This is a genomic window from Corynebacterium sp. MSK041, from assembly GCF_030232265.1.
Classification (GTDB): domain Bacteria; phylum Actinomycetota; class Actinomycetes; order Mycobacteriales; family Mycobacteriaceae; genus Corynebacterium.
Map to the genome: position 1 here is coordinate 78,486 of NZ_JASPJK010000008.1, position 20,930 is coordinate 99,415.

The 20,930-nt window shown below is 60.0% G+C and carries 15 protein-coding genes; 7 read left to right on the plus strand and 8 right to left on the minus strand.

Annotated features, from left to right (window positions below; genetic code table 11):
• Nucleotide 1: 1 nt before the first annotated feature.
• Genes QP968_RS07830 through QP968_RS07845 form a run of 4 tightly spaced genes read left to right on the plus strand, consistent with a single transcriptional unit; the run spans nt 2 to nt 2,172 of the window.
• Complete coding sequence (locus tag QP968_RS07830; RefSeq protein ID WP_284855849.1) at nt 2-202, plus strand: hypothetical protein; 201 nt, start codon at nt 2-4, stop codon at nt 200-202.
• Nucleotides 202-1,050 (plus strand): Asp23/Gls24 family envelope stress response protein, encoded by an 849-nt coding sequence (locus tag QP968_RS07835; protein WP_284855850.1) that lies wholly within the window; start codon nt 202-204, stop codon nt 1,048-1,050. The genes QP968_RS07830 and QP968_RS07835 overlap by 1 nt, the downstream gene beginning before the upstream one ends.
• A gap of 4 nt (nt 1,051-1,054) precedes the next feature.
• Complete coding sequence (locus QP968_RS07840; RefSeq protein WP_284855851.1) at nt 1,055-1,612, plus strand: DUF6286 domain-containing protein; 558 nt, start codon at nt 1,055-1,057, stop codon at nt 1,610-1,612.
• Nucleotides 1,609-2,172, plus strand: a complete 564-nt coding sequence (locus QP968_RS07845; RefSeq protein ID WP_284855852.1) for a hypothetical protein — start codon at nt 1,609-1,611, stop codon at nt 2,170-2,172. Before QP968_RS07840 ends, QP968_RS07845 begins: the two co-directional genes overlap by 4 nt.
• Here QP968_RS07845 and QP968_RS07850 read toward each other — a convergent pair.
• Nucleotides 2,169-2,864, minus strand: coding sequence for a hypothetical protein (locus QP968_RS07850; RefSeq protein WP_284855853.1), 696 nt, complete (start codon nt 2,862-2,864; stop codon nt 2,169-2,171). The genes QP968_RS07845 and QP968_RS07850 overlap by 4 nt on opposite strands.
• Nucleotides 2,865-3,121: 257 nt before the next feature.
• Here QP968_RS07850 and QP968_RS07855 point away from each other — a divergent pair, with 257 nt between their 5' ends.
• Complete coding sequence (locus QP968_RS07855) at nt 3,122-4,216, plus strand: HNH endonuclease signature motif containing protein (RefSeq protein WP_284855854.1); 1,095 nt, start codon at nt 3,122-3,124, stop codon at nt 4,214-4,216.
• 330 nt (nt 4,217-4,546) lie between these two features.
• On the opposite strand, the gene tuf is transcribed toward QP968_RS07855, so the two are convergent.
• The 4 genes from tuf to rpsL all read right to left on the minus strand — a co-directional run bounded on the left by tuf (nt 4,547) and on the right by rpsL (nt 9,224).
• Complete coding sequence (gene tuf, locus QP968_RS07860; protein ID WP_284855855.1) at nt 4,547-5,737, minus strand: elongation factor Tu; 1,191 nt, start codon at nt 5,735-5,737, stop codon at nt 4,547-4,549.
• A 344-nt stretch (nt 5,738-6,081) separates the two neighbouring features.
• Complete coding sequence (fusA, locus tag QP968_RS07865) at nt 6,082-8,205, minus strand: elongation factor G (protein WP_284855856.1); 2,124 nt, start codon at nt 8,203-8,205, stop codon at nt 6,082-6,084.
• A 173-nt stretch (nt 8,206-8,378) separates the two neighbouring features.
• Entirely contained in the window at nt 8,379-8,846 is a 468-nt protein-coding gene (gene rpsG, locus QP968_RS07870) for a 30S ribosomal protein S7 (protein WP_284855857.1), read from the minus strand.
• Nucleotides 8,847-8,852: 6 nt separating this feature from the next.
• On the minus strand, nt 8,853-9,224 hold the full coding sequence (rpsL, locus tag QP968_RS07875) for a 30S ribosomal protein S12 (protein WP_076598032.1): 372 nt from the start codon (nt 9,222-9,224) through the stop codon (nt 8,853-8,855).
• 337 nt (nt 9,225-9,561) lie between these two features.
• On the opposite strand from rpsL, the gene QP968_RS07880 reads away from it, so the two are divergent.
• A complete protein-coding gene (locus QP968_RS07880; RefSeq protein ID WP_284855858.1) occupies nt 9,562-10,506 on the plus strand; it encodes a hypothetical protein in 945 nt (314 codons plus the stop codon).
• A 585-nt stretch (nt 10,507-11,091) separates the two neighbouring features.
• On the plus strand, nt 11,092-11,727 hold the full coding sequence (locus tag QP968_RS07885; RefSeq protein ID WP_284855859.1) for a DUF1707 SHOCT-like domain-containing protein: 636 nt from the start codon (nt 11,092-11,094) through the stop codon (nt 11,725-11,727).
• A 100-nt stretch (nt 11,728-11,827) separates the two neighbouring features.
• On the opposite strand, the gene QP968_RS07890 is transcribed toward QP968_RS07885, so the two are convergent.
• The 3 genes from QP968_RS07890 to pgfA all read right to left on the minus strand — a co-directional run bounded on the left by QP968_RS07890 (nt 11,828) and on the right by pgfA (nt 20,703).
• Nucleotides 11,828-15,835: a DNA-directed RNA polymerase subunit beta' gene (locus QP968_RS07890; RefSeq protein WP_284855860.1), complete on the minus strand. Its 4,008-nt coding sequence runs from the start codon at nt 15,833-15,835 to the stop codon at nt 11,828-11,830.
• An 85-nt stretch (nt 15,836-15,920) separates the two neighbouring features.
• A complete protein-coding gene (gene rpoB, locus QP968_RS07895) occupies nt 15,921-19,418 on the minus strand; it encodes a DNA-directed RNA polymerase subunit beta (RefSeq protein ID WP_284855861.1) in 3,498 nt (1,165 codons plus the stop codon).
• A gap of 307 nt (nt 19,419-19,725) precedes the next feature.
• A complete protein-coding gene (gene pgfA / locus QP968_RS07900) occupies nt 19,726-20,703 on the minus strand; it encodes a cell envelope lipid trafficking protein PgfA (RefSeq protein ID WP_284855862.1) in 978 nt (325 codons plus the stop codon).
• Between the last annotated feature and the right edge of the window lie 227 nt (nt 20,704-20,930).

Consider the following 20,930-nt stretch of genomic DNA (forward strand, 5'->3'; position numbering starts at 1 on the left):
CATGAACATCTTTTCCAACAAAACAGCACTCGGGGCCATCATCGGCGTGGCGTTAGCCTTCGCCTTGATTTTCGGTGGCTGGCTCGGGTTCCTCGCGACCCTCCTGCTGGGCACCATTGGTGGCGTCATCGGCGCGCAGCTGGACGGCCGCATTGATGTAGCTGCCCTCATCAGCGCCACCTCCGGCCGGGGTCGCGGATAATGGATCCCTCTTCCTACCGCATCAGCGAAAAGACAGTCGCGCATGTTGCCAGCGCGGCTATTCGTTCCGTGCCGGGGACACGTGATGTTGATGCAAAGCTCGCTGGTCTCGCTGGACGCAGTTTTCCGCGGGTGGATGTGCACCTTGACCGCCCAGCGGGATTGGTGGCTTTAGACATTGAGATTGTCACCGCCTACCCCGCCCCCGTCGGCGCAATCACCGATGAGGTGCGCCGTACGGTGGTTGCCCATGTGGAAACGTTGACGGGATTGACTGTCAGCCGCCTGAACATCGCGGTGGCCGATGCGGAAGTCACTGCCGGGGCGACTGTCACTCGTTCGGATCTAGCCGACCACCCAGTGGGGTTTGTCCCCACCCCCGTTCAGGTCACTGCCACGCACGTAGTGTACCCGGTGACGCAGCCGGCCCAGGAGCTCAGCCCGGTCACGGTGGATTCCTCCACTTACGAGTCCGTGCGCCACGTCGACGTACCTGACGCTGCCCCGTTGACCCCCGTTGAGACCCCACGACCGGTGCGACCCATATCCGTGGCCGCGCCGCCACCGGTTGTTCCCCGGGGGGCGGAGGTGCCGGGGGTGGAAAGGTTGAGGCCGGTGAGCGTCGAGAAGCAAAAAGCCCTTCGCCTGATCACCGCGCGGCGCCCCAAGTTCGTTCCGGTGGAGCGTCCCATGCCGCAAGCTTTACGACGCATCACCGTCACCCCCTCCCCCATCACCTCCCCCCATGTTCCGGAGCCACGGCCCTTAGACAAGATCTTCATCGACCCGGACCGCGTGGACCAGGATTCCTACACCGAAACCACCGCAAGCAGGAAGGAGAGACGCTAAAACCATGGCAGATACCCCCACACCGGGCGCCGAACCGAAGGGCAACCCCCTCGTACGGTGGTTCACTGTCCTGCTCGGCCTGCTTCTTCTGGGCTTGTCCAGCGTGATTGGCCGCGATCTGTGGTACCGCTACCAAGCAGACGACCCGCAGAATTCCTGGCTGCGGCCTGCCTTTGAATGGTTCGGGTCTGCCGGCGTCGATGGCGCGGGCGTGACCGTGGGCATACTCATGGCACTGGTGGGCCTGTGGTGCATCATCGCGGCTGTGAAACCCCGTCCGCGGCGCTACGTTCAGGTGGTGTCCCCTACATCTTCGATGTGGGTACGCCCCGTGGACATTGCGCGTAAATCCACCGCCGCGGTGCGTTCGGAGATGGGGCAGACCAGCATCGCTTCGCGTGCGAGCCGCCGCAAACTCACCGTCAGCGTTGTTGACGATGGCTCGGCTGACCTTGAAACCCAACTCACCTCCGCGCTGACCGAGCAAGCACAAAAGCTCAAGCCCACTCCCCGCGTGAAAGTCAACGTGTTGCCCGCACCCCCAGCAAAGGACATGCCATGACCAAAGTCCTCGCCTTTTTTGACCGCCTGATTATCTTCCTGCTCGGGTTGGTGCTGGTTGCCGGTGGGCTCGTGCCGGTGGGTCTTTACTGGGAGATCCCCTACCTCTCCCCCTTCGTGCGAACGTTGAACCGCTCCGTACTCATGGATGTTCCTGGCATGGACTGGTACGGCATTGCTCTGATCGGGGCACTGGTGGTCTCCCTGGTCCTTGCCCTGCTGCTGATCTTGCCGAACATCCGCAGCCGCTCCTTCAGCAACCGCACCCTTATGCCCGCACAACCAGAGCTGGGCAACACCCGCATCAATGTCGCGCGAGTAGCTCAGGCCGCCTGCAACCATGCCGAAGACACAAGTTTTGTTAGCAAGGCAACACAGACTGTCGCCTATGTGGGTCAGCGCCCCACCGTGACCTTCACCATCAACGCGAACCCCAACGTGGAGCTAGACACCATCATTTCCTTTGCGGAGCAGATGGACACGGATTTTCGCGACGCAGTGGACACCATGGACATTGACACCGTATTCAAGCTGCACCTGGACAAGGTCAAAGCACTTTAAGCCTCAAGCCTGAGGATTTGTTCGACCCGCCCGAGAGACACAGGTTGGCCACCACCAGCTGGGGCGTAGCGGAAGTCTTCACCGGGCTCCGCGCTGACGATGCGCTCCCACGCCTGCGCTGTCTTTAGCACAGAGCGCCCTTCCACCTGCCACAGGTGAATGCGCTGCGTCACCACTGCTCGGGCCCCTCCCTCCATGACAGCGAGCCACACCGCGTTACCGATCTCCGACCGCTCCAGCCCTTCCAGCAGCGCAGAGCCTTCCACACGGGAGATCAGCGTGACCACACCCAAGCGATGCTCCACACCAACACTGTCCGCGACCACGAGCATCCTGCCCGGCCCGGTGGGACGCACCGAGCTATACCCCCACACGCTCGGTTGCCGTTCACGCTCAGTGCCGGAGCGCACCACCACATCCCCTGCAGCCGTCAGCGTGACACGGTGTTCCGGTGAGGTTGTTTCCACCAGGACATCCATGGCCACACAGCCCTCATCGGTGCGCGGCAGTTCAGCGGGGTGTTCCTGGGCTTCACGGATAAGCAAGTCCTCCAACTCCTCATCCGTAGTGCCCCACCCAGCACCCTGATTCGCAAGAATGCCAAACAGCGTAGCCAGCGGAAGATCAGGCTGGCCCTCCCACGCCTCACGCAGGCGGTCAAGTACTCGGGGAATACGCGTCGGGTCATGCACGCCCACAGAGCTTAGGGGTAAACGACCACATATGTACCTAGCGGTGCCCCGCCGCGGCTCAGAATTTGGTTGTTTCCCGCGGGCTTTAACTTTTTTGCCGGTTTGGGAACTCGCTCTGTTCTCGCAGGTTATGTGGCTTCTTTACGTGTTTCGGCGTGCGCTATCGCGCGCACCCCCTGTGGATAGTTTTTGAGTTATCCACAGGCTTTTTTGGCCCCTAGCTGCACGTTTCTGGTTTTCGGTTTAGTGTGCGTGGCATGAACACTTTTGCAGCACTAGTGGCGGGTCTAACCAACCCGATCGAGACCCTGGCATCCTTTGATGCCCAGGTCCTCCTCGACGCTGGCTGCAAACCCGCCCTTGTACGCGAATGGACCAAAGTCCACAAGGTCTACTACGGGCCCACCAAGTTCACCCGCAAACAAGCCAACGCGATCAAGATAGCTCGCTCGACGAAGAAGTCCTTGGATCAGCTCGCCTACATCGAATCATGTCTTGCCGGGATCACAGACCCCGGCAAGACATGGGAGTTACGCCTTGCCCTGTTGTCGGTCAAGGGAAACTACGACACGCTTCAGCGTCGGGCGAAAGACATCATCCCCGAAGTGGACACGCCTGCCCCGGAGCCAACAATCCGGTTTGGTCGCTCACGTAAACAGTCCCGCCCCATGAACATTATGGGTCCAGAACACGACATGGCAGCCATCGAGTACGCACTACGCCAAAAAGTCACCGGTGATGGGCCTGCCGGGCCACAGATGTACGAAGCATTCATGACCATCCTTGGTCTTCGTCCCGACACTGTGGGCGAGACTCCAGCTCGGATTGCTCCTGCTGTCCCCCGTCCACTGATCCTGATCCCACTAGAAGAACACATCAAAATCATCCGTGGTGTAGGCGATGACATCATCCTGGGGCTAACCGATGGCACCACCATGACCGGTGCGGAATACTTGGCCCAGAATTTTGGGGACGTACTCGAAGTGGCGGTATTCCATCCACAACAAGGTGCGGTCAACCTGTATGACACGCAACGGTTTGCTAACCAGAAACAACGCGACCTAGCCAGAGCACTATCACCAACCTGCCCAGTACCGGATTGCCGGCATGCGGCGGATAACTGTCAGGTCCACCACATCAAAGCCTGGTCACAGGGCGGGTTAACCAACATGGATAACCTGGCCATGCTGTGCCGCTATCACAACCGCACCAACGACGACGACCCCGAACGCAGCTACCACGGCCGGGTAGACAACATCCGGGGCGCACCCAAATGGAGATCACCCCGCGGACACCTCATCCCCAACACCATCCACCCCTTTGGGGCAATGACACTCCTGTACGGAAGATAGCCCGCCAACACATGTCGAAAGCCAGCAACAGCTGGTCTTTCGGCATGCCCAGGTTTGACTATCGCGAATCACGCACCGCAAAACCCCAGGTCGCGGAACGCTGCGCAGTGCGATAGTCAAACCGGCCCATCAACTCCACACTCCGGTATGTCAGCATGGCCACTATTCAGCAACTGCAGATCACCAAACCCGGACGTGCGCTTTGGTTTCCTCCCCGACCTGTAACAGCGACCGGAAATCAGGCATAGCAAAAGCCGCACTCCCTGCGATCAGGGGATGCGGCTTCTGAAGAGCTGTTCTGGCAGAACCAGAACCTGGTTTAGCTAAGAACTAGCCCAGGATCTTGGTCACGCGGCCAGCGCCGACGGTACGGGAGCCCTCGCGGATAGCGAAGCGCAGGCCCTCGTCCATAGCGACCGGCTGGATGAGCTCAACGGTCATGTCGACGTTGTCGCCCGGCATAACCATCTCGGTGCCCTCCGGCAGCTTCACAACACCGGTCACGTCAGTGGTACGGAAGTAGAACTGCGGACGGTAGTTGTCGAAGAACGGGGTGTGGCGGCCGCCCTCGTCCTTGGACAGGACGTAGACAGAGCCCTCGAACTTGGTGTGCGGGGTGTAAGCGCCCGGCTTGATGATGACCTGGCCACGCTCAACGTCCTCACGCTTCAGACCGCGGAGCAGCAGAGCAGCGTTGTCGCCAGCCTCAGCGGTGTCGAGAAGCTTGTTGAACATCTCGATGGAGGTGACGGTGGTCTTCTGGGACTTCTCGCGGATACCGATGATCTCGACCTCGTCGTTGAGGTTCAGGACACCACGCTCAACACGGCCGGTAACAACGGTACCGCGGCCGGAAATGGTGAAGATGTCCTCGATCGGCATCAGGAAGTCACGGTCGGTCTCGCGGACCGGGTCCGGGATGGAGTCGTCGCAAGCCTGCATCAGGTCAACGATGGACTGAACCCACTTCTCCTCGCCCTCGATAGCCTTGAGAGCGGAGATGTGGATGATCGGAGCCTCTTCGTCGTAGTCCTGCTCACCCAGCAGCTCGCGGATTTCCATCTCGACGAGCTCGATGATCTCCTCATCGTCAACCATGTCGCACTTGTTCAGTGCAACGAGGATGTACGGAACGCCAACCTGGCGAGCGAGCAGAACGTGCTCGCGGGTCTGCGGCATCGGGCCGTCAGTAGCAGCAACAACGAGGATTGCGCCGTCCATCTGAGCAGCACCGGTAATCATGTTCTTGATGTAGTCGGCGTGGCCCGGGGCGTCAACGTGTGCGTAGTGGCGCTTCGGGGTGTTGTACTCCACGTGGGAGATGTTGATGGTAATACCGCGCTCGCGCTCCTCCGGAGCCTTATCGATGGCAGCGTAGTCGAAGGCCTTGTTCTCCTCCGGGTACTTGTCAGCCAGCACCTTGGTGATAGCAGCGGTGGTGGTGGTCTTGCCGTGGTCGACGTGACCGATGGTACCGATGTTCACGTGCGGCTTAGTGCGCTCGAACTTTTCCTTTGCCACTGTTTGTCCTCCTGGACGTACATGTGACTACGACTCTCGCAGCCACGTGGATTTACTTTGCCTTGTTTTCATTTCCTAGCACTCGGTCCACACAGTCCACGTAATCGAACAGTGAACCGGTGCGAGGGCATGGAAACAATGGCCATTTCACAATGTGCCAGTTACTTGATCCTAGATTTGTCGTGGCCGTTTTTCAAACCACAACGGGGTCTCCCGGTGGTAACGGCCGGCTCAAGCTGGGCGGGTTCTGTGACCTGCACCAACCTCAGCCCGGCCACTACCACTGGGTGGGTGAGCCCCCGCTCAACACTTACTGGCAAGAGCCAAGCGGGGACGGCTGGACGTTAGGCCCGGCCGTTGCGCTCGTCGATGATCTCCTGGGCGATGGACGACGGGACCTCGCCGTAGGAGTCAAAGACCATGGTGAAGTTTGCGCGGCCGGCGGTTGCGGAACGCAGGTCACCGATGTAGCCGAACATCTCGGACAGCGGAACCTTTGCCTTGACAACCTTGGCGCCGGAGCGGTCTTCCATGGCGTACACCTGGCCACGACGGGAGCTGATGTCACCGTTGACGGTGCCCATGTACTCCTCCGGGGTGACAACTTCGACGGCCATGAGTGGCTCGAGCAGGACCGGCTTTGCCTTAGCCACAGCTTCCTTCAGAGCCTGGGAACCAGCGAGCTTGAAGGCCATCTCAGAGGAGTCAACCTCGTGGTAGGCGCCGTCTTCCAGGGTGGCCTTGATGTTCACCAGCGGGTAGCCAGCGAGGTAGCCGTACTGCATTGCGTCCTGGATACCAGCGTCGACGGACGGGATGTACTCCTTCGGCACGCGGCCACCAGTGACGGCGTTCTCGAAGGTGTAAATGGCGGACTCGCCTTCCTCGAGGGTCTCCGGGTCCGGGTTGTACGGCTCGATGGAGATGATGACCTTCGCGAACTGGCCGGAACCACCGGTCTGCTTCTTGTGGGTGTAGTCGAGGTGCTCGACTGCCTTGCGGATGGTCTCGCGGTAAGCAACCTGCGGGGAGCCGATGTTTGCCTCAACCTTGAACTCGCGCTTCATGCGGTCCACGAGGACGTCGAGGTGGAGCTCGCCCATGCCGCCGATGACGGTCTGGCCGGACTCCTCGTCGAGGTGGACGGTGAAGGTCGGGTCCTCTTCGGCGAGCTTCTGAATAGCGGTGCCCAGCTTCTCCTGGTCAGCCTTGGTCTTTGGCTCAATAGCAACCTGGATCACCGGATCCGGGAAGTCCATGGACTCGAGGATGATCGGGTGGTCCGGGCTGCAAAGGGTGTCACCCGTGGTGGTTTCCTTCAGGCCGATGAACGCGTAGATGTTGCCGGCGTCAGCGTGCTCGACCGGGTTCTCCTTGTTCGCGTGCATCTGGAAGAGCTTGCCCACGCGCTCCTTCTTGTTCTTCGTGGAGTTGAGCATCTGCTCGCCCGGGATTGCCTGGCCGGAGTAGACGCGCACGTAGGTGAGCTTGCCGAAGAACGGGTGAACAGCAATCTTGAATGCCAGTGCGGAGAACGGATCCTCCACGGACGGCTTACGGGTCAGCTGCTCGTCGCCATCGATGGACGTACCGGTGACCTCACCGATGTCCAGCGGGTTCGGCAGGTAGTCCACAATCGCGTCGAGAAGCGGCTGGACGCCCTTGTTGCGGTATGCGGTACCGCAGAAGACCGGGTAAATCTCGGAGTTGACGGTCATCTTGCGGATGGCGCCCTTGATCTCATCGATAGTCAGCTCTTCGCCGCCGAAGTACTTCTCCATGAGCTCTTCGTCGGACTCAGCAACGGTCTCGAGCAGCTTCTCGCGGTACTCCTCAGCCTTCTCCTGAAGGTCGGCCGGGATCTCCTCGATGGTGCCCTCGGTACCGATCTCGGTCTTGCCACGCCAGGTGATGGCCTGCATGTTGATCAGGTCAACAACACCGTCGAAGTCATCCTCAGCACCGATCGGCAGCTGCATAACCAACGGCTTAGCGCCGAGGCGGTCGATGATGGTCTGAACGGTGTAGTAGAAGTCAGCGCCCAGCTTGTCCATCTTATTGACAAAGCAGACACGCGGGACGTCGTACTTAGCAGCCTGACGCCACACCTGCTCGGACTGCGGCTCCACACCCTCTTTACCGTCGAACACTGCGACAGCGCCGTCGAGAACGCGCAGGGAGCGCTCAACCTCAACGGTGAAGTCGACGTGGCCCGGGGTGTCGATGATGTTGATCTGGTTGTTGTTCCAGAAGCAGGTCACAGCAGCGGACGTAATGGTGATGCCGCGTTCCTTCTCCTGCTCCATCCAGTCAGTGGTTGCGCCGCCGTCGTGGGTCTCTCCCACACGACGGTTGATGCCCGTGTAGAACAGGATGCGCTCGGTCGTGGTGGTCTTACCAGCATCGATGTGGGCCATGATGCCGATGTTGCGGACCTTATTCAGATCCTTAAGCACTTCTTGTGCCACGTTGTGTACCCCAACTTAATTGTCGTCGACGCCCTTGAGCCGCATCCCCATCTAAACGGGGCGACTGTGAGACGCCTTTGCGGATATTTTCCTTGGTCAATTGTGCCACGTCCTCGCTGATCTGGCATTAGCACGCCGCAAAGGCGTCGTGCCAGACGCAGCAAAGCGGGAAACTACCAGCGGTAGTGGGCGAAGGCGCGGTTGGCCTCTGCCATCTTGTGGGTGTCCTCGCGGCGCTTCACGGATGCGCCGAGACCGTTGGATGCGTCCAGGATCTCGTTTGCAAGGCGCTCAACCATGGTGTTCTCACGACGCTGACGGGTAAAGGTAACCATCCAGCGCAGCGCCAGGGTGGTGGAACGGCCCGGGCGGACCTCAACCGGAACCTGGTAGGTTGCGCCACCAACACGGCGGGAGCGAACCTCGAGGTCCGGGCGGATGTTGCCCAGTGCCTTCTCCAGGGTGCCAACCGGGTCGGTTCCGGTCTTCTCGCGGCAGATCTCCAACGCGTCGTAGACGATGCGCTGCGCGGTGGACTTCTTGCCGTCCTTCAGGATCTTGTTGATCAGCTGGGTGACCAGCTCGGAGCCGTAAACCGGATCCTTAACGACGGGACGCTTCGGTGCTTGCTGCTTACGCATTTTTGATTACTGTCCCTTCTTCGCGCCGTAACGGGAGCGAGCCTGCTTGCGGTCCTTGACACCCTGGGTATCCAGTGCACCACGGATGATCTTGTAGCGGACACCCGGAAGGTCCTTCACACGACCACCGCGCACGAGCACCATGGAGTGCTCCTGCAGGTTGTGGCCCTCACCCGGGATGTATGCGGAAACCTCAATGCCGGAGGTCAGACGCACACGCGCGACCTTACGCAGAGCGGAGTTCGGCTTCTTCGGGGTGGTGGTGTACACGCGGGTGCACACACCGCGGCGCTGCGGGGAGCCCTTCAGGGCTGCCGTAGCGACCTTCTTGCTCTTATCGTGGCGGCCCTTGCGGACCAACTGCTGAATAGTTGGCATACCAACACTTTCTTGTCGTCTTATCGCCCACCCCGAACGGAACCATGCCCAGACACGCAAAAATGGGGGCTCTTTTTCGGGGCCCTTCCGCGTGCATGAACATCGAACCATTCAAGGTGAACGGGGAGTTCATTTTCCACATCCAACGACCTCATCGCCCGTTGGTGGAATCGGAGTAAAAGATACACAAGGGAGACGTCGATAAGCAAATTGCTTTTCGACGCCCCCCAAAAAATATTTTCCCCATTTCTCCACGGGTGACTCGCATCACAGTTATATTTACTTTTGCCTCAGAATCCTCTGTTTGGCAATTGGTACGAGACTTAAAGGATGGCCCATGAAGAGCCTTCGTATTAATCGCGGTGCCGCCGTCGGCGTGACCGCAGCATCCCTGTTTTTCGCAGCAAGCACCGTAACCATTCCCCACGCCGCCGCTGAGGCCGCGAGCAAGGACCTGGCACTGAAGTGCACCTACACCGCACCTCTCGTAGGAACCAAGGACGTTGAGACAACCGCGAAAGTCACCGTTGACATGCCCAAAGAGGTCGACGCTGGCGCTGATATTTCGGTGAAGGTCACCACTGGCGACGCAACGATCTCCCACGGCGCCTTCATTGCCGTAACTAAGGTGAGCGCCGAGGGCAGCACCATCCGCCTGCAGGTCTCCCCTAACGCGGAGCTCGTTGGCACACCTGAGGGTGTGACCCTGAATAACGGTGTACTGAGCGTCGCGAATGTTCTCTCCGCATCGAAGACTGCAATGCGCGACGTCACTGTCACCGCGAAGCCAGCCGAGTTCACCCTGCGCTCCACCGACGGTGAAAAGGTCACGGTCGGCGCCGCAAGCAACGTCATCGACGTGAAGCTGAAGGCATCGGTCGGCGAGGTCCCAACGACTTGCCAGACCACCGCCACCCAACTGAACGAAACCACCATCAAGGCAGCCCCGGCGCCGGAGCCAAAACCGAACCCCGAGGACCCGGCACCGGGCGACAACGAGAACCCTGGCGAGGGCGACGACCAGAACCCAGGTGAGGGTGATGACCAGACCCCGGGTGAGGGCGACAACAACAACGAAAACCCGGGCGGAGGCGATCCTGCGCCGTCCGACCCAGAGCAGCAGGGTTCCTCGACTGATGACTTCCTCTCGTTCATCTTCAAGATCTTCGGGATGGACAAGTCCGATGAAGGCAAGCAGACCGCTATCACCTTCTGGTCCGCCATCATCGGTGGTGGAATCCTCGCTGTTCTCTTCTCCACTTTGGCGAAGTTCACCCAGTAGAGGAACAACCCAGAACCACTAAGGTGACACGCTTCCCAGAGGCGCACACCCTCTAACGGCCACTTCCCCCTCCCTACGAAGAGCGACCGGGAAGTGGCCGTTTCGTATGCGCCGTGCCCAATGCGCGAGAACGGCCCGCCCCCCGAGATGAGAGAGCCGGGCCGTTGGGCAGGCATTTCAGGCCATCGACCCATGTCACACCTTCTTGCATGAGTTGAGCCACGTCGACGCGCTTCGGGTCATGCCTGTGTAGGAAATCCTGGTGCTTTTCAGTGATTCCTTGATAACCTCCGCGCTGAAGAATCACGTTCCACGCGATTTTGTTGGTGCAGTCGCGACCGATAGATGTGTCTGTCCAGCTCTTTCCATCAAATGGGAAAAGGTCCATAAACCACGTGTCATCCGCGGGCGGTTCTGTCCTTCACCAGAAATAGCGGAGATAAGCCAGTAATGCACGGTTGCCCCTTGGGTGCTCTCAACCTCGGCGTTCGTAGCAAATTCTGTTTGCCGTTAGTTGTGGCCGAAGTAGTATTCCTTCATGTTCTTTCGCCGTGCAGTTCGGGCCTGGCTAGGTACGCTGAAAGCATGAATTCTGAGATTGAACGGACTGATGATCACCTACCACGCAAGCGGGTTTCCACCGCCGCGCGTCAAGATGTGGCGGACATGCTGTCGGCCGCATTGGCTGATGGGCAGCTCAATGTCACTGAATTCGATGAACGCAGCACAAAGCTGTGGCGGCTGACGTACGCCGATGAGCTCGCGGAACTCACCGCGGACCTAGACGTCACGCACGCCCCCGCGCCCGCAGCCAGCGCCGCACCGGCCATCACACCGACGCCCGGCGGTGCCCGGCTGACGTTCTCCATCATGGGCGGATCCTCCCGCGAAGGCAGCTGGCAGGTCGCACGGCACCACGCCTCATTCACCACGATGGGTGGCAACACCCTTGACCTGCGCCACGCCGAACTGTCGGCGCGGGAGACAGTGATCCACGCTTACGCAGTGATGGGTGGCATGGAAATCATCGTCCCGGAGGATGTGCGTGTGATCAGCGAAGGCATCGGCATCATGGGCGGTTTCGGCATCGAAGATCACCCTTCGTGCACGGTGCTCATGAGCGATCTTCCACCCAACGCCCCCACCATCCGCATCCGTGGTGCCGCCGTCATGGGTGGTATCGGGGTGGTACGCGCATCGCGTTCAGCGCGCCTGCATTAATCAGCACGCCTGCACTAACGAGAAACCCGGTCCTCACCCCCGCTGAGTGCGGGGAGAAAGGACCGGGTTTAGCTACCTAGGCGCTAGTTGCGGCTAGTGCTTAGTACTGCTCAAAGCCGTACTCATCCAGCGGCACGGATGCGCCGGTGAACTCGCCGTAGCCTTCGTCGCCGTAGATGGAATCGCCGAAGGTCGGGATCGAGTAGGCGGCGGAACGTGCAGCCTCCGTCGGCTTGACGGAGATGTTGCGGTAGCGGGATATACCGGTACCAGCCGGGATCAGCTTACCGATGATCACGTTCTCCTTGAGACCGATGAGCTTATCGGAGCGCTTGTTAATAGCGGCGTCGGTAAGCACACGCGTCGTCTCCTGGAAGGAGGCGGCGGACAGCCAGGACTCGGTTGCCAGGGAGGCCTTGGTGATACCCATGATCTCCGAGCGGAGCTCTGCCGGCTCGCCACCCTCGGCTACAGCCTGGCCGTTGATCTGGCGTGCCTCGGACAGGTCCACGAGGGTGCCCGGGAGGAACTCCGTAGAGCCCGCGTCGATGACCGTGCCGCGACGCAGCATCTGGCGGATGATGATCTCGATGTGCTTGTCGTGGATGGACACACCCTGGGTGCGGTACACGGCCTGCACTTCGTCGATAAGGTGCTTCTCCACACCGCGACGGCCAAGGATCTCCAGCACGTCATGCGGATCAGCAGCACCGCGCAGCAGACGGTCGCCGACCTGGACCTTGTCGCCGTCCTTGAGGGAACGCTCGATCATGGCGTCCGGGTTGGACTCCATCGGGCGACGCACCTGGGCCAGGCCCTGGCGCTTGGACAGCTTCTCGTAGACCACGTCGTCGGAGCCGTCCTCCGGGTGAATGGTCAACGTCCAGAAGTTGCCTTCGTCTTCCAGCGAGATCTCACCGGCGACGGACGCAATCGGGGCGCAGTTCTTCGGCACACGCGCCTCGAACAGCTCCTGAACACGTGGCAGACCACCGGTAATGTCGCCACCGACACCACCCTGGTGGAAGGTACGCATGGTCAGCTGGGTACCAGGCTCACCAATGGACTGAGCAGCGACGATACCCACAGCTTCGCCGATGTCCACCAGCTTGCCGGTGGCCATGGACTTCCCGTAGCACTTCGCGCAGACACCGGTCGGGGTCTGGCAGGTCAGCACGGAGCGGACCTTGACCTCGGTGATGCCGGCTTCCACGAGCGCGTCGATACGCTCCTCGGAGAGATCCTCACCTGCAGCGACGACGACGTTGCCGTTAGCGTCAGTTGCATCGGAGGCCAGCACGCGGCCGGACACGGAGGTCTCGATGAGATCGTGACGGGTGTACTTCTTTTCGTTGCCAGCGCTTTCCACGGCGACTGGAACCTTGACGCCCTGGTGGGTGCCACAGTCGTCTTCGCGGACGATGACATCCTGTGCCACGTCGACGAGACGACGGGTGAGGTAACCGGAGTCAGCGGTACGCAGAGCCGTATCAGCCAGGCCCTTACGGGAACCGTGGGAGTTGTTGAAGTACTCCATCACGGACAGGCCCTCGCGGAAGGAGGTCTTGATCGGGCGGGTGATGTACTCACCCCGGGAGTTCACAACCATGCCCTTCATGCCGGCCAGGGTCCAGATCTGGCGCATGTTACCGGCAGCACCGGACTTCACGATCATCGGGATCGGGTTGTCGTCCGGGTAGAGGTCCTCCACAGCCTGACCCACCTTGTTGGTGGCGTCCTGCCACAGCTCAACCAGACGGTCGTAACGGTTCTCCTCCGTCAGAGCACCCTTCTCCCAGAACTTGCGCTCAATGGTCGCAGCCTCGCGCTCGTACTCTTCCAGGATCTCATCCTTGTTCGGAAGAACCAGAACGTCAGACATAGCAATGGTGATGCCGGAACGGGTAGCCCAGTAGAAGCCAGCGTCCTTCAGCTTGTCCATCGTCTGAGCGACGGTGATCATCGGGTACTTCTCCACCATCGCCTGGATGATGTCGCCGAGCAGCACCTTGCCAGCGCCGCCACCCTTACGCACCATGGCGCCTTCCTGGTACGGGAAGTTGAACGGCAGCATCTCGTTGAACATGATGCGGCCCAGGGTGGTCTCAGCGGTCCAGGTCTGGCCCTTCTCCCAACCATCGGGGAACTGCTCAGCCTCGATCTCCACCGTCGGACGCAGGTGGCTGATGCGCACCTTGATCGGCGCCTGCAGGCCAAGAACGCCACGGTCGTAGGCCATGATGGCCTCACGGTGGTCGGTGTAGGTGCCGCGTGCCGGACCGTTCTCATCAGCAGGAGCGTAAGCGCCCTCGCCGCCGATCTCGTGTTCGCCCTTCTCCATGGTGAGGAAGTACAGGCCGGTCACCATGTCCAGGCGCGGCATAGCCAGTGGCTTACCGGATGCCGGGGACAGGATGTTGTTGGAGGACAGCATGAGGATGCGGGCCTCTGCCTGGGCTTCAGCGGACAGCGGCAGGTGAACAGCCATCTGGTCACCATCGAAGTCAGCGTTGAACGCCTCACATGCCAGCGGGTGCAGCTGGATAGCCTTACCCTCAACCAGCACCGGCTCGAAGGCCTGAATACCCAGGCGGTGCAGCGTCGGTGCACGGTTCAGCAGCACCGGGTGCTCAGCAATCGCCTCTTCGAGGACGTCCCACACCTCGGGGCGCTGACGCTCCACCATGCGCTTCGCAGACTTGATGTTCTGCGCGTAGTCATTGTCCACCAGGCGCTTCATCACGAACGGCTTGAACAGCTCGAGAGCCATCAGCTTCGGCAGACCACACTCGTGCATCTTCAGCTGCGGACCAACGATAATCACGGAACGACCGGAGTAGTCCACGCGCTTACCCAGCAGGTTCTGGCGGAAGCGACCCTGCTTACCCTTCAGCAGGTCAGACAGGGACTTCAGCGGACGGTTACCCGGACCAGTGACCGGGCGACCGCGGCGGCCGTTGTCGAACAGGGCGTCAACGGATTCCTGCAGCATGCGCTTCTCGTTGTTCACGATGATCTCTGGTGCACCCAGATCGATCATGCGCTTCAAACGGTTGTTGCGGTTGATCACGCGACGGTACAGGTCGTTCAGGTCGGAGGTAGCAAAGCGGCCACCGTCAAGCTGAACCATCGGGCGCAGCTCCGGCGGGATCACCGGGATAGCGTCCAGGATCATGCCCGCCGGGTCGTTGCCGGAACGCTGGAAAGCAGCGACAACCTTCAGGCGCTTGAGAGCACGGACCTTCTTCTGGCCCTTGCCTTCAGCAATGATGGTGCGCAGCTCCTCAGACTCAGCATCCAGGTCGAAGTTGCGGATGAGGGTCTGGATCGCCTCTGCACCCATGCCGCCGGTGAAGTAATCCTCGTAGCGGTCAACGAGTTCCTCATACAGGTTCTCATCAATAATCATCTGCTTCGGAGCAAGCTTGATGAAGGTGTTCCAGATCTCGTCCAGGTGCTCGATCTCGCGCTCGCCAGCCTCGCGCATGTGCTGCATTTCTTTATCAGCAGCGTTCTGCACCTTCTTGCGGGCAGACGCGTTAGCGCCCTCCGCCTCCAGCGCAGCGAGGTCTTCCTCGAGCTTCTGGGCACGGTCAGCAATATCAGCCTCAGTGTCCTGCTCGATTTCCTTCTTCTCCAGGATCATCTCAGCCTCGAGGGTGGACATGTCATTGTGACGTGCCTCCTCGTCGACAGAGGTGATGATGTTGGCGGCGAAGTAAATGATGCGCTCAAGATCCTTCGGAGCCAGATCCAGCAGGTAGCCCAGACGGGACGGCACACCCTTGAAGTACCAGATGTGCGTCACCGGAGCAGCCAGCTCAATGTGGCCCATGCGCTCACGTCGCACCTTGGACTTGGTCACCTCAACGCCACAGCGTTCACAGATGATGCCCTTGTAGCGGACACGCTTGTACTTACCGCAGGAGCACTCCCAGTCACGGGTCGGGCCGAAGATGCGCTCACAGAAGAGGCCATCCTTCTCCGGCTTCAGGGTGCGGTAGTTAATGGTCTCCGGCTTCTTCACCTCGCCGTGGGACCAACGGCGAATGTCATCAGCAGTGGCCAGGCCGATGCGGAGCTCATCGAAGAGGTTTACGTCAAACACGTAAAAGTTCCTTTTCAGTAGTTTTTAATGAGTTCTATTTGCTTGCAGGTTTGCGTCGATAAGCAATTGCTTATCGACGTCTCCCCTACGCCGTATCAGCCGCAGACCCCTCATCACGGGACAGGTTGATACCCAGAGAGGATCCGGCCTGGTCATACTCGTCATCGTCGCCGGTCAGCTCCATCGGCGTGCCATCCGTGGACAGAACCTCCACGTTCAAGCACAGCGACTGAAGCTCCTTGAGCAAGACCTTGAAGGACTCCGGAATACCCGGATCCGGGATGTTGTCGCCCTTCACGATGGCCTCGTAGACCTTCACACGACCCACCACGTCATCAGACTTGATGGTCAGAAGCTCCTGCAGGGTGTAGGCCGCACCGTATGCCTGCATTGCCCACACCTCCATCTCGCCGAAACGCTGGCCACCGAACTGGGCCTTACCGCCCAGCGGCTGCTGCGTAATCATGGAGTACGGACCAGTCGAACGTGCGTGAATCTTCTCGTCCACGAGGTGGTGCAGCTTGAGCATGTACATGTAGCCGACCGAAATCGGGTACTTGAACGGTTCGCCCGAGCGGCCGTCGAAAAGCACAGTCTTGCCGTCCGCATCCACCATCACGTCACCATCACGGTTCGGCTTGGTGTTAGCCAGCAGGCCAGCGATCTCATCATTCGTCGCACCGTCGAACACCGGGGTCGCGGTCAGGGACTCAGCCGGCACGTCGTAGAGGTGCTCCGGCAGGGTCTCCAGCAGCTTCGCGTTAGCCGGGTCATCCGGGTTCACGGTCCAACCAGCCTTAGCCAGCCAACCCAAGTGGACCTCAAGGACCTGACCGATGTTCATACGACGTGGCACACCGTGGGTGTTCAAAATGATGTCCACCGGGGTGCCGTCAGCCATGAACGGCATATCTTCCTGCGGCAGGATCTTGCCTACAACACCCTTGTTGCCGTGGCGGCCGGCCATCTTATCGCCGTCCTGGATCTTGCGCTTCTGAGCAACGTAGACACGAATCATCTCGTTCACGCCCGGGCTCAGATCATCATCGTCCTCACGGGAGAAGCGACGAACCGCGATGACCTTACCGGTCTCACCGTGCGGAACCTTCAGGGAAGTATCGCGCACCTCACGTGCCTTCTCACCGAAGATGGCGCGCAGCAGGCGCTCTTCCGGCGTCAGCTCGGTCTCACCCTTCGGGGTGACCTTACCCACGAGGATGTCACCGTCACGGACATCTGCACCGATGCGGATGATGCCACGCTCGTCCAGATCCTTCAGCACGTCCTCGGAGACGTTCGGGATTTCACGCGTGATCTCTTCTGCACCCAGCTTGGTGTCACGAGCATCAATCTCGTGCTCCTCAATGTGCACGGAAGTCAGGATGTCCTGCTCCACCACACGCTGGTTCAGGATGATGGCGTCCTCGTAGTTGTGGCCTTCCCACGGCATGAATGCCACGAGCAGGTTAGTACCCAGAGCCATCTCACCGTTCTTGGTGCCCGGGCCATCAGCGATGACCTGGCCAGCCTCAACACGGTCGCCTGCAGACACGATCGGGGTCTGGTTGTAGCAGGTGCCCTGGTTCGTGCGCTCAAAGGTGCGCAGCAGGTAGGACTCCTGATGCCCATCGTCTTCGTAGATGGTGATCACGTCGCCGGAGACGTCCTGGACCACACCGCCGTTCTTAGCGATGACGATGTCGCCCGCGTCATACGCCGCACGCATCTCCGTACCGGTGGCCACGTATGCAGCCTCCGAACGCAGCAGCGGCACAGCCTGCTTCTGCATGTTCGCACCCATGAGGGCACGGTTAGCATCATCGTGCTCGAGGAACGGAATCATCGCCGTTGCCACAGACACCATCTGACGCGGGGAAATGTCAATGTAATCAACGCTCTTTGCGCCAACAACACCGATGTCACCGTCCTTCAGACGGACCTCAATGCGCTCCTCCGTGATGGTGCCGTCCTTATCGCGGGCAGTAGCTGCCTCAGCGATGGCGTAACGGTCTTCCTCATCAGCGGTGAGGTAATCAATCTGGTCCGTGACCTTGCCGTCAACGACCTTCTGGTACGGCGTCTCAATGAAACCGAACGGGTTCACACGAGCGTAAGAAGACAGCGCACCGATCAGACCAATGTTCGGGCCTTCCGGAGTCTCAATCGGGCACATACGGCCGTAGTGGGACGGGTGCACATCTCGCACCTCAATGCCGGCGCGCTCACGACTCAAACCACCCGGGCCAAGAGCCGACAGACGACGCTTGTGGGTCAGACCCGACAGAGAGTTGTTCTGGTCCATGAACTGGGACAGCTGCGAAGTACCGAAGAACTCGCGGATCGCTGCGGACACCGGACGCACGTTAATCAGGGAGGTCGGAGTGATGGACTCCGCATCCTGGGTGGTCATGCGCTCACGGACCACGCGCTCCATACGGGACAGACCAACACGCACCTGGTTCTGCACCAGCTCACCCACGGTACGCAGACGACGGTTACCAAAGTGGTCAATGTCATCGGTGTTGATCGGGATAACCACGCCCTCCGGGGAGGTCATCTCACGCTCACCAGCGTGCAGACGCACGAGGTATTCAAGCGTGGTAGCAATGTCCTCTTCCGTCAGCGTCAGTTCACCATCATGGTCACCGCCCAGACCAAGCTTGCGGTTGACCTTGTAGCGGCCCACGCGCGCCAGGTCATAGCGCTTCGGCTGGAAGAACGCGTTCTCCAGCAGAGCCTGCGCCAAATCACGCGTCGGCTGCTCACCCGGACGCTGCTTGCGGTAGATCTCCAGCAGAGCCTCGTCGGTGTTAGCCACACCGTCGTTCTCCAGCGTGGACATCATGATCTCGGAGAAGCCGAAACGCTCCTTGATCTGCGCCTCAGTCCAGCCCAGTGCCTTCAACAGCACGGTCACCGGCTGACGACGCTTACGGTCAATGCGCACACCCACCGTGTCACGCTTATCGACGTCAAACTCCAACCACGCACCACGCGAAGGAATCACCTTCACAGCGTGCAGAGGACGCTCGGTGGACTTATCGATGGTCTCATCGAAGTACACACCCGGGGAACGCACCAGCTGGGAAACGATAACGCGCTCCGTGCCGTTAACAATGAACGTGCCCTTGTCCGTCATCAGCGGGAAATCACCGATGAAGACAGTCTGAGACTTAATCTCCTGGGTGTCATTGTTAATGAACTCCGCCGTCACATACAGCGGTGCGGAGTAGTTAATGTCCTTGTCCTTGCACTCGTCGATCGTGTACTTCACGTCTTCGAAGCGCGGCTCAGACAGAGACAAGCTCATGTTGCCGGAGTAATCCTGGATCGGGGAGATCTCCTCGAGGATGTCCTCGAGCCCCGACGTAATGCGGGCATCATCCCCGCGTTCGGCAGCCTGGCGCTCACGCCATTCCGACGTGCCGACAAGCCAGGCGAAAGATTCAAGTTGAACATCAAGGAGTCCGGGCAAAGCAATAGGCTCGTCAATCTTAGCGAACGAGTAACGCTCCGGAGCTCCGGGAATAGTGGCCACCGATTTGGTCTGGCGGGAGACTGCCAAGATGGGTCCTTCCAGCACCTCACGCGGGTCTTACATACGGCGCTATATGTAAGCATTCCCGCTGGATAAATAGCATTTCTTTCATAGTGGAAGCCCCGTCCCCTAAAAAGCACAAAACCACCTTGTCAAATCGATTTCTCAATCGCTTTACCAAGGTTTACTTTTGGGCACCGGTGACGGCTTCCAGCGCAAGGAGACAGCTTATACCCCCAACAGCTGTTTGTAAAGCGCTCAGCTGGACCGATTTATCGGCCCGCTACTACGCCGTCACTTTCGCGTGGAACCTTACCACCCAATCCCGAAAGCGCCGCAACCCCTCGGCGTGTTACACATCCAGTTTCTGGTCGAGTTCCAGGCCTAGCTTCTGGTGGTCGCCCCCTGGGCGGCCACCACCCGGCCGGAACGCCCCCACCAATCCCAGAAGAACCAGCGCCGAACCAAGACCAATGACCACCCACGTCACGGTTTGGGAGATCGCCTGCGTCACTCCAGTCAGCTGCTCCGCCAACCCCACCTGCTGCGCCTCATCCATCGCCGCGTCATAGGACACGACATCCTGCACCCGGTTCCCTTCGCGGTCAGCGTAATAATCAGACACCTTCTCCGTCATACCCACTACCAAGCCCGTGACCTGGTCCACCGTAAACGTCCGCGATGCTTCATGGTGTAAGAACGCCTGGCCCCCACCCTGCTCCGGCGGCGCCATGATCGTGTTTGTCATATTCGCGTACAACGTGGCCACATTCACCGGTGTCACCTCTTGTGTAAAGGTGTAGACCTTCCGTCCACCAATCTCGTCTTCACCCGTAAAGGTCGCCGGAACCGCTTTGCGCAGCGTCGGCTCAAACACCTCATAGTTCTGCTGCTGCACATTCGACGGGAACTTCAGCCACACCCCCTCAACCGGCACAGTCTCCTCCGGCATCACCATCACGGTGCTCAACTTCGCTGGCGACACAAACTCCCCCGTCCTGCGGTCCATCTCCAACGACCACGTCGCCGCCGAAATCAGATTCTCCAGGTCATCGCCCTTATCCTCCCGCCGCAGCGTATCCCCAATACGCAGCGCCACCACCTTGTCCGTGGCCGGGTTCTGCACCGTCATGTGCAACTGCCGCGTCACCGCGGTGGTCTCCTCCCCCACCTGCGCTGCCGGATCCTTCATCGTCCACGTTGTCTTTTCCAAGTCCAGCGGGAACCGCGCATCACCGTTCAAAAACGACGGCGCCGCCAACCCCGCCACCACCAACGCCAAACCCAGGCCAACGAGGAGAGCAGAAAGAATACGGGACTTTGGAAGCATGCCAGCGAGTTTACGGGCTTGGCCCTGGGGAGTGTTAAGGAGCCACCGCGGCAACTCCCCGGAGTTCGTCGTGGGCGGCTCTCGGGGCAATCCGGTTCTGCACGATTTTCAAAAGTATGTAGCAATCCTGGTCTTTTAATGGGGGTTGTGTGTTCAGACCACCGATTTAGTAACGCCATGGTGAGGATCGAGTAACGCCCGGGTGAGTATCCAGTAACACCCGGGCG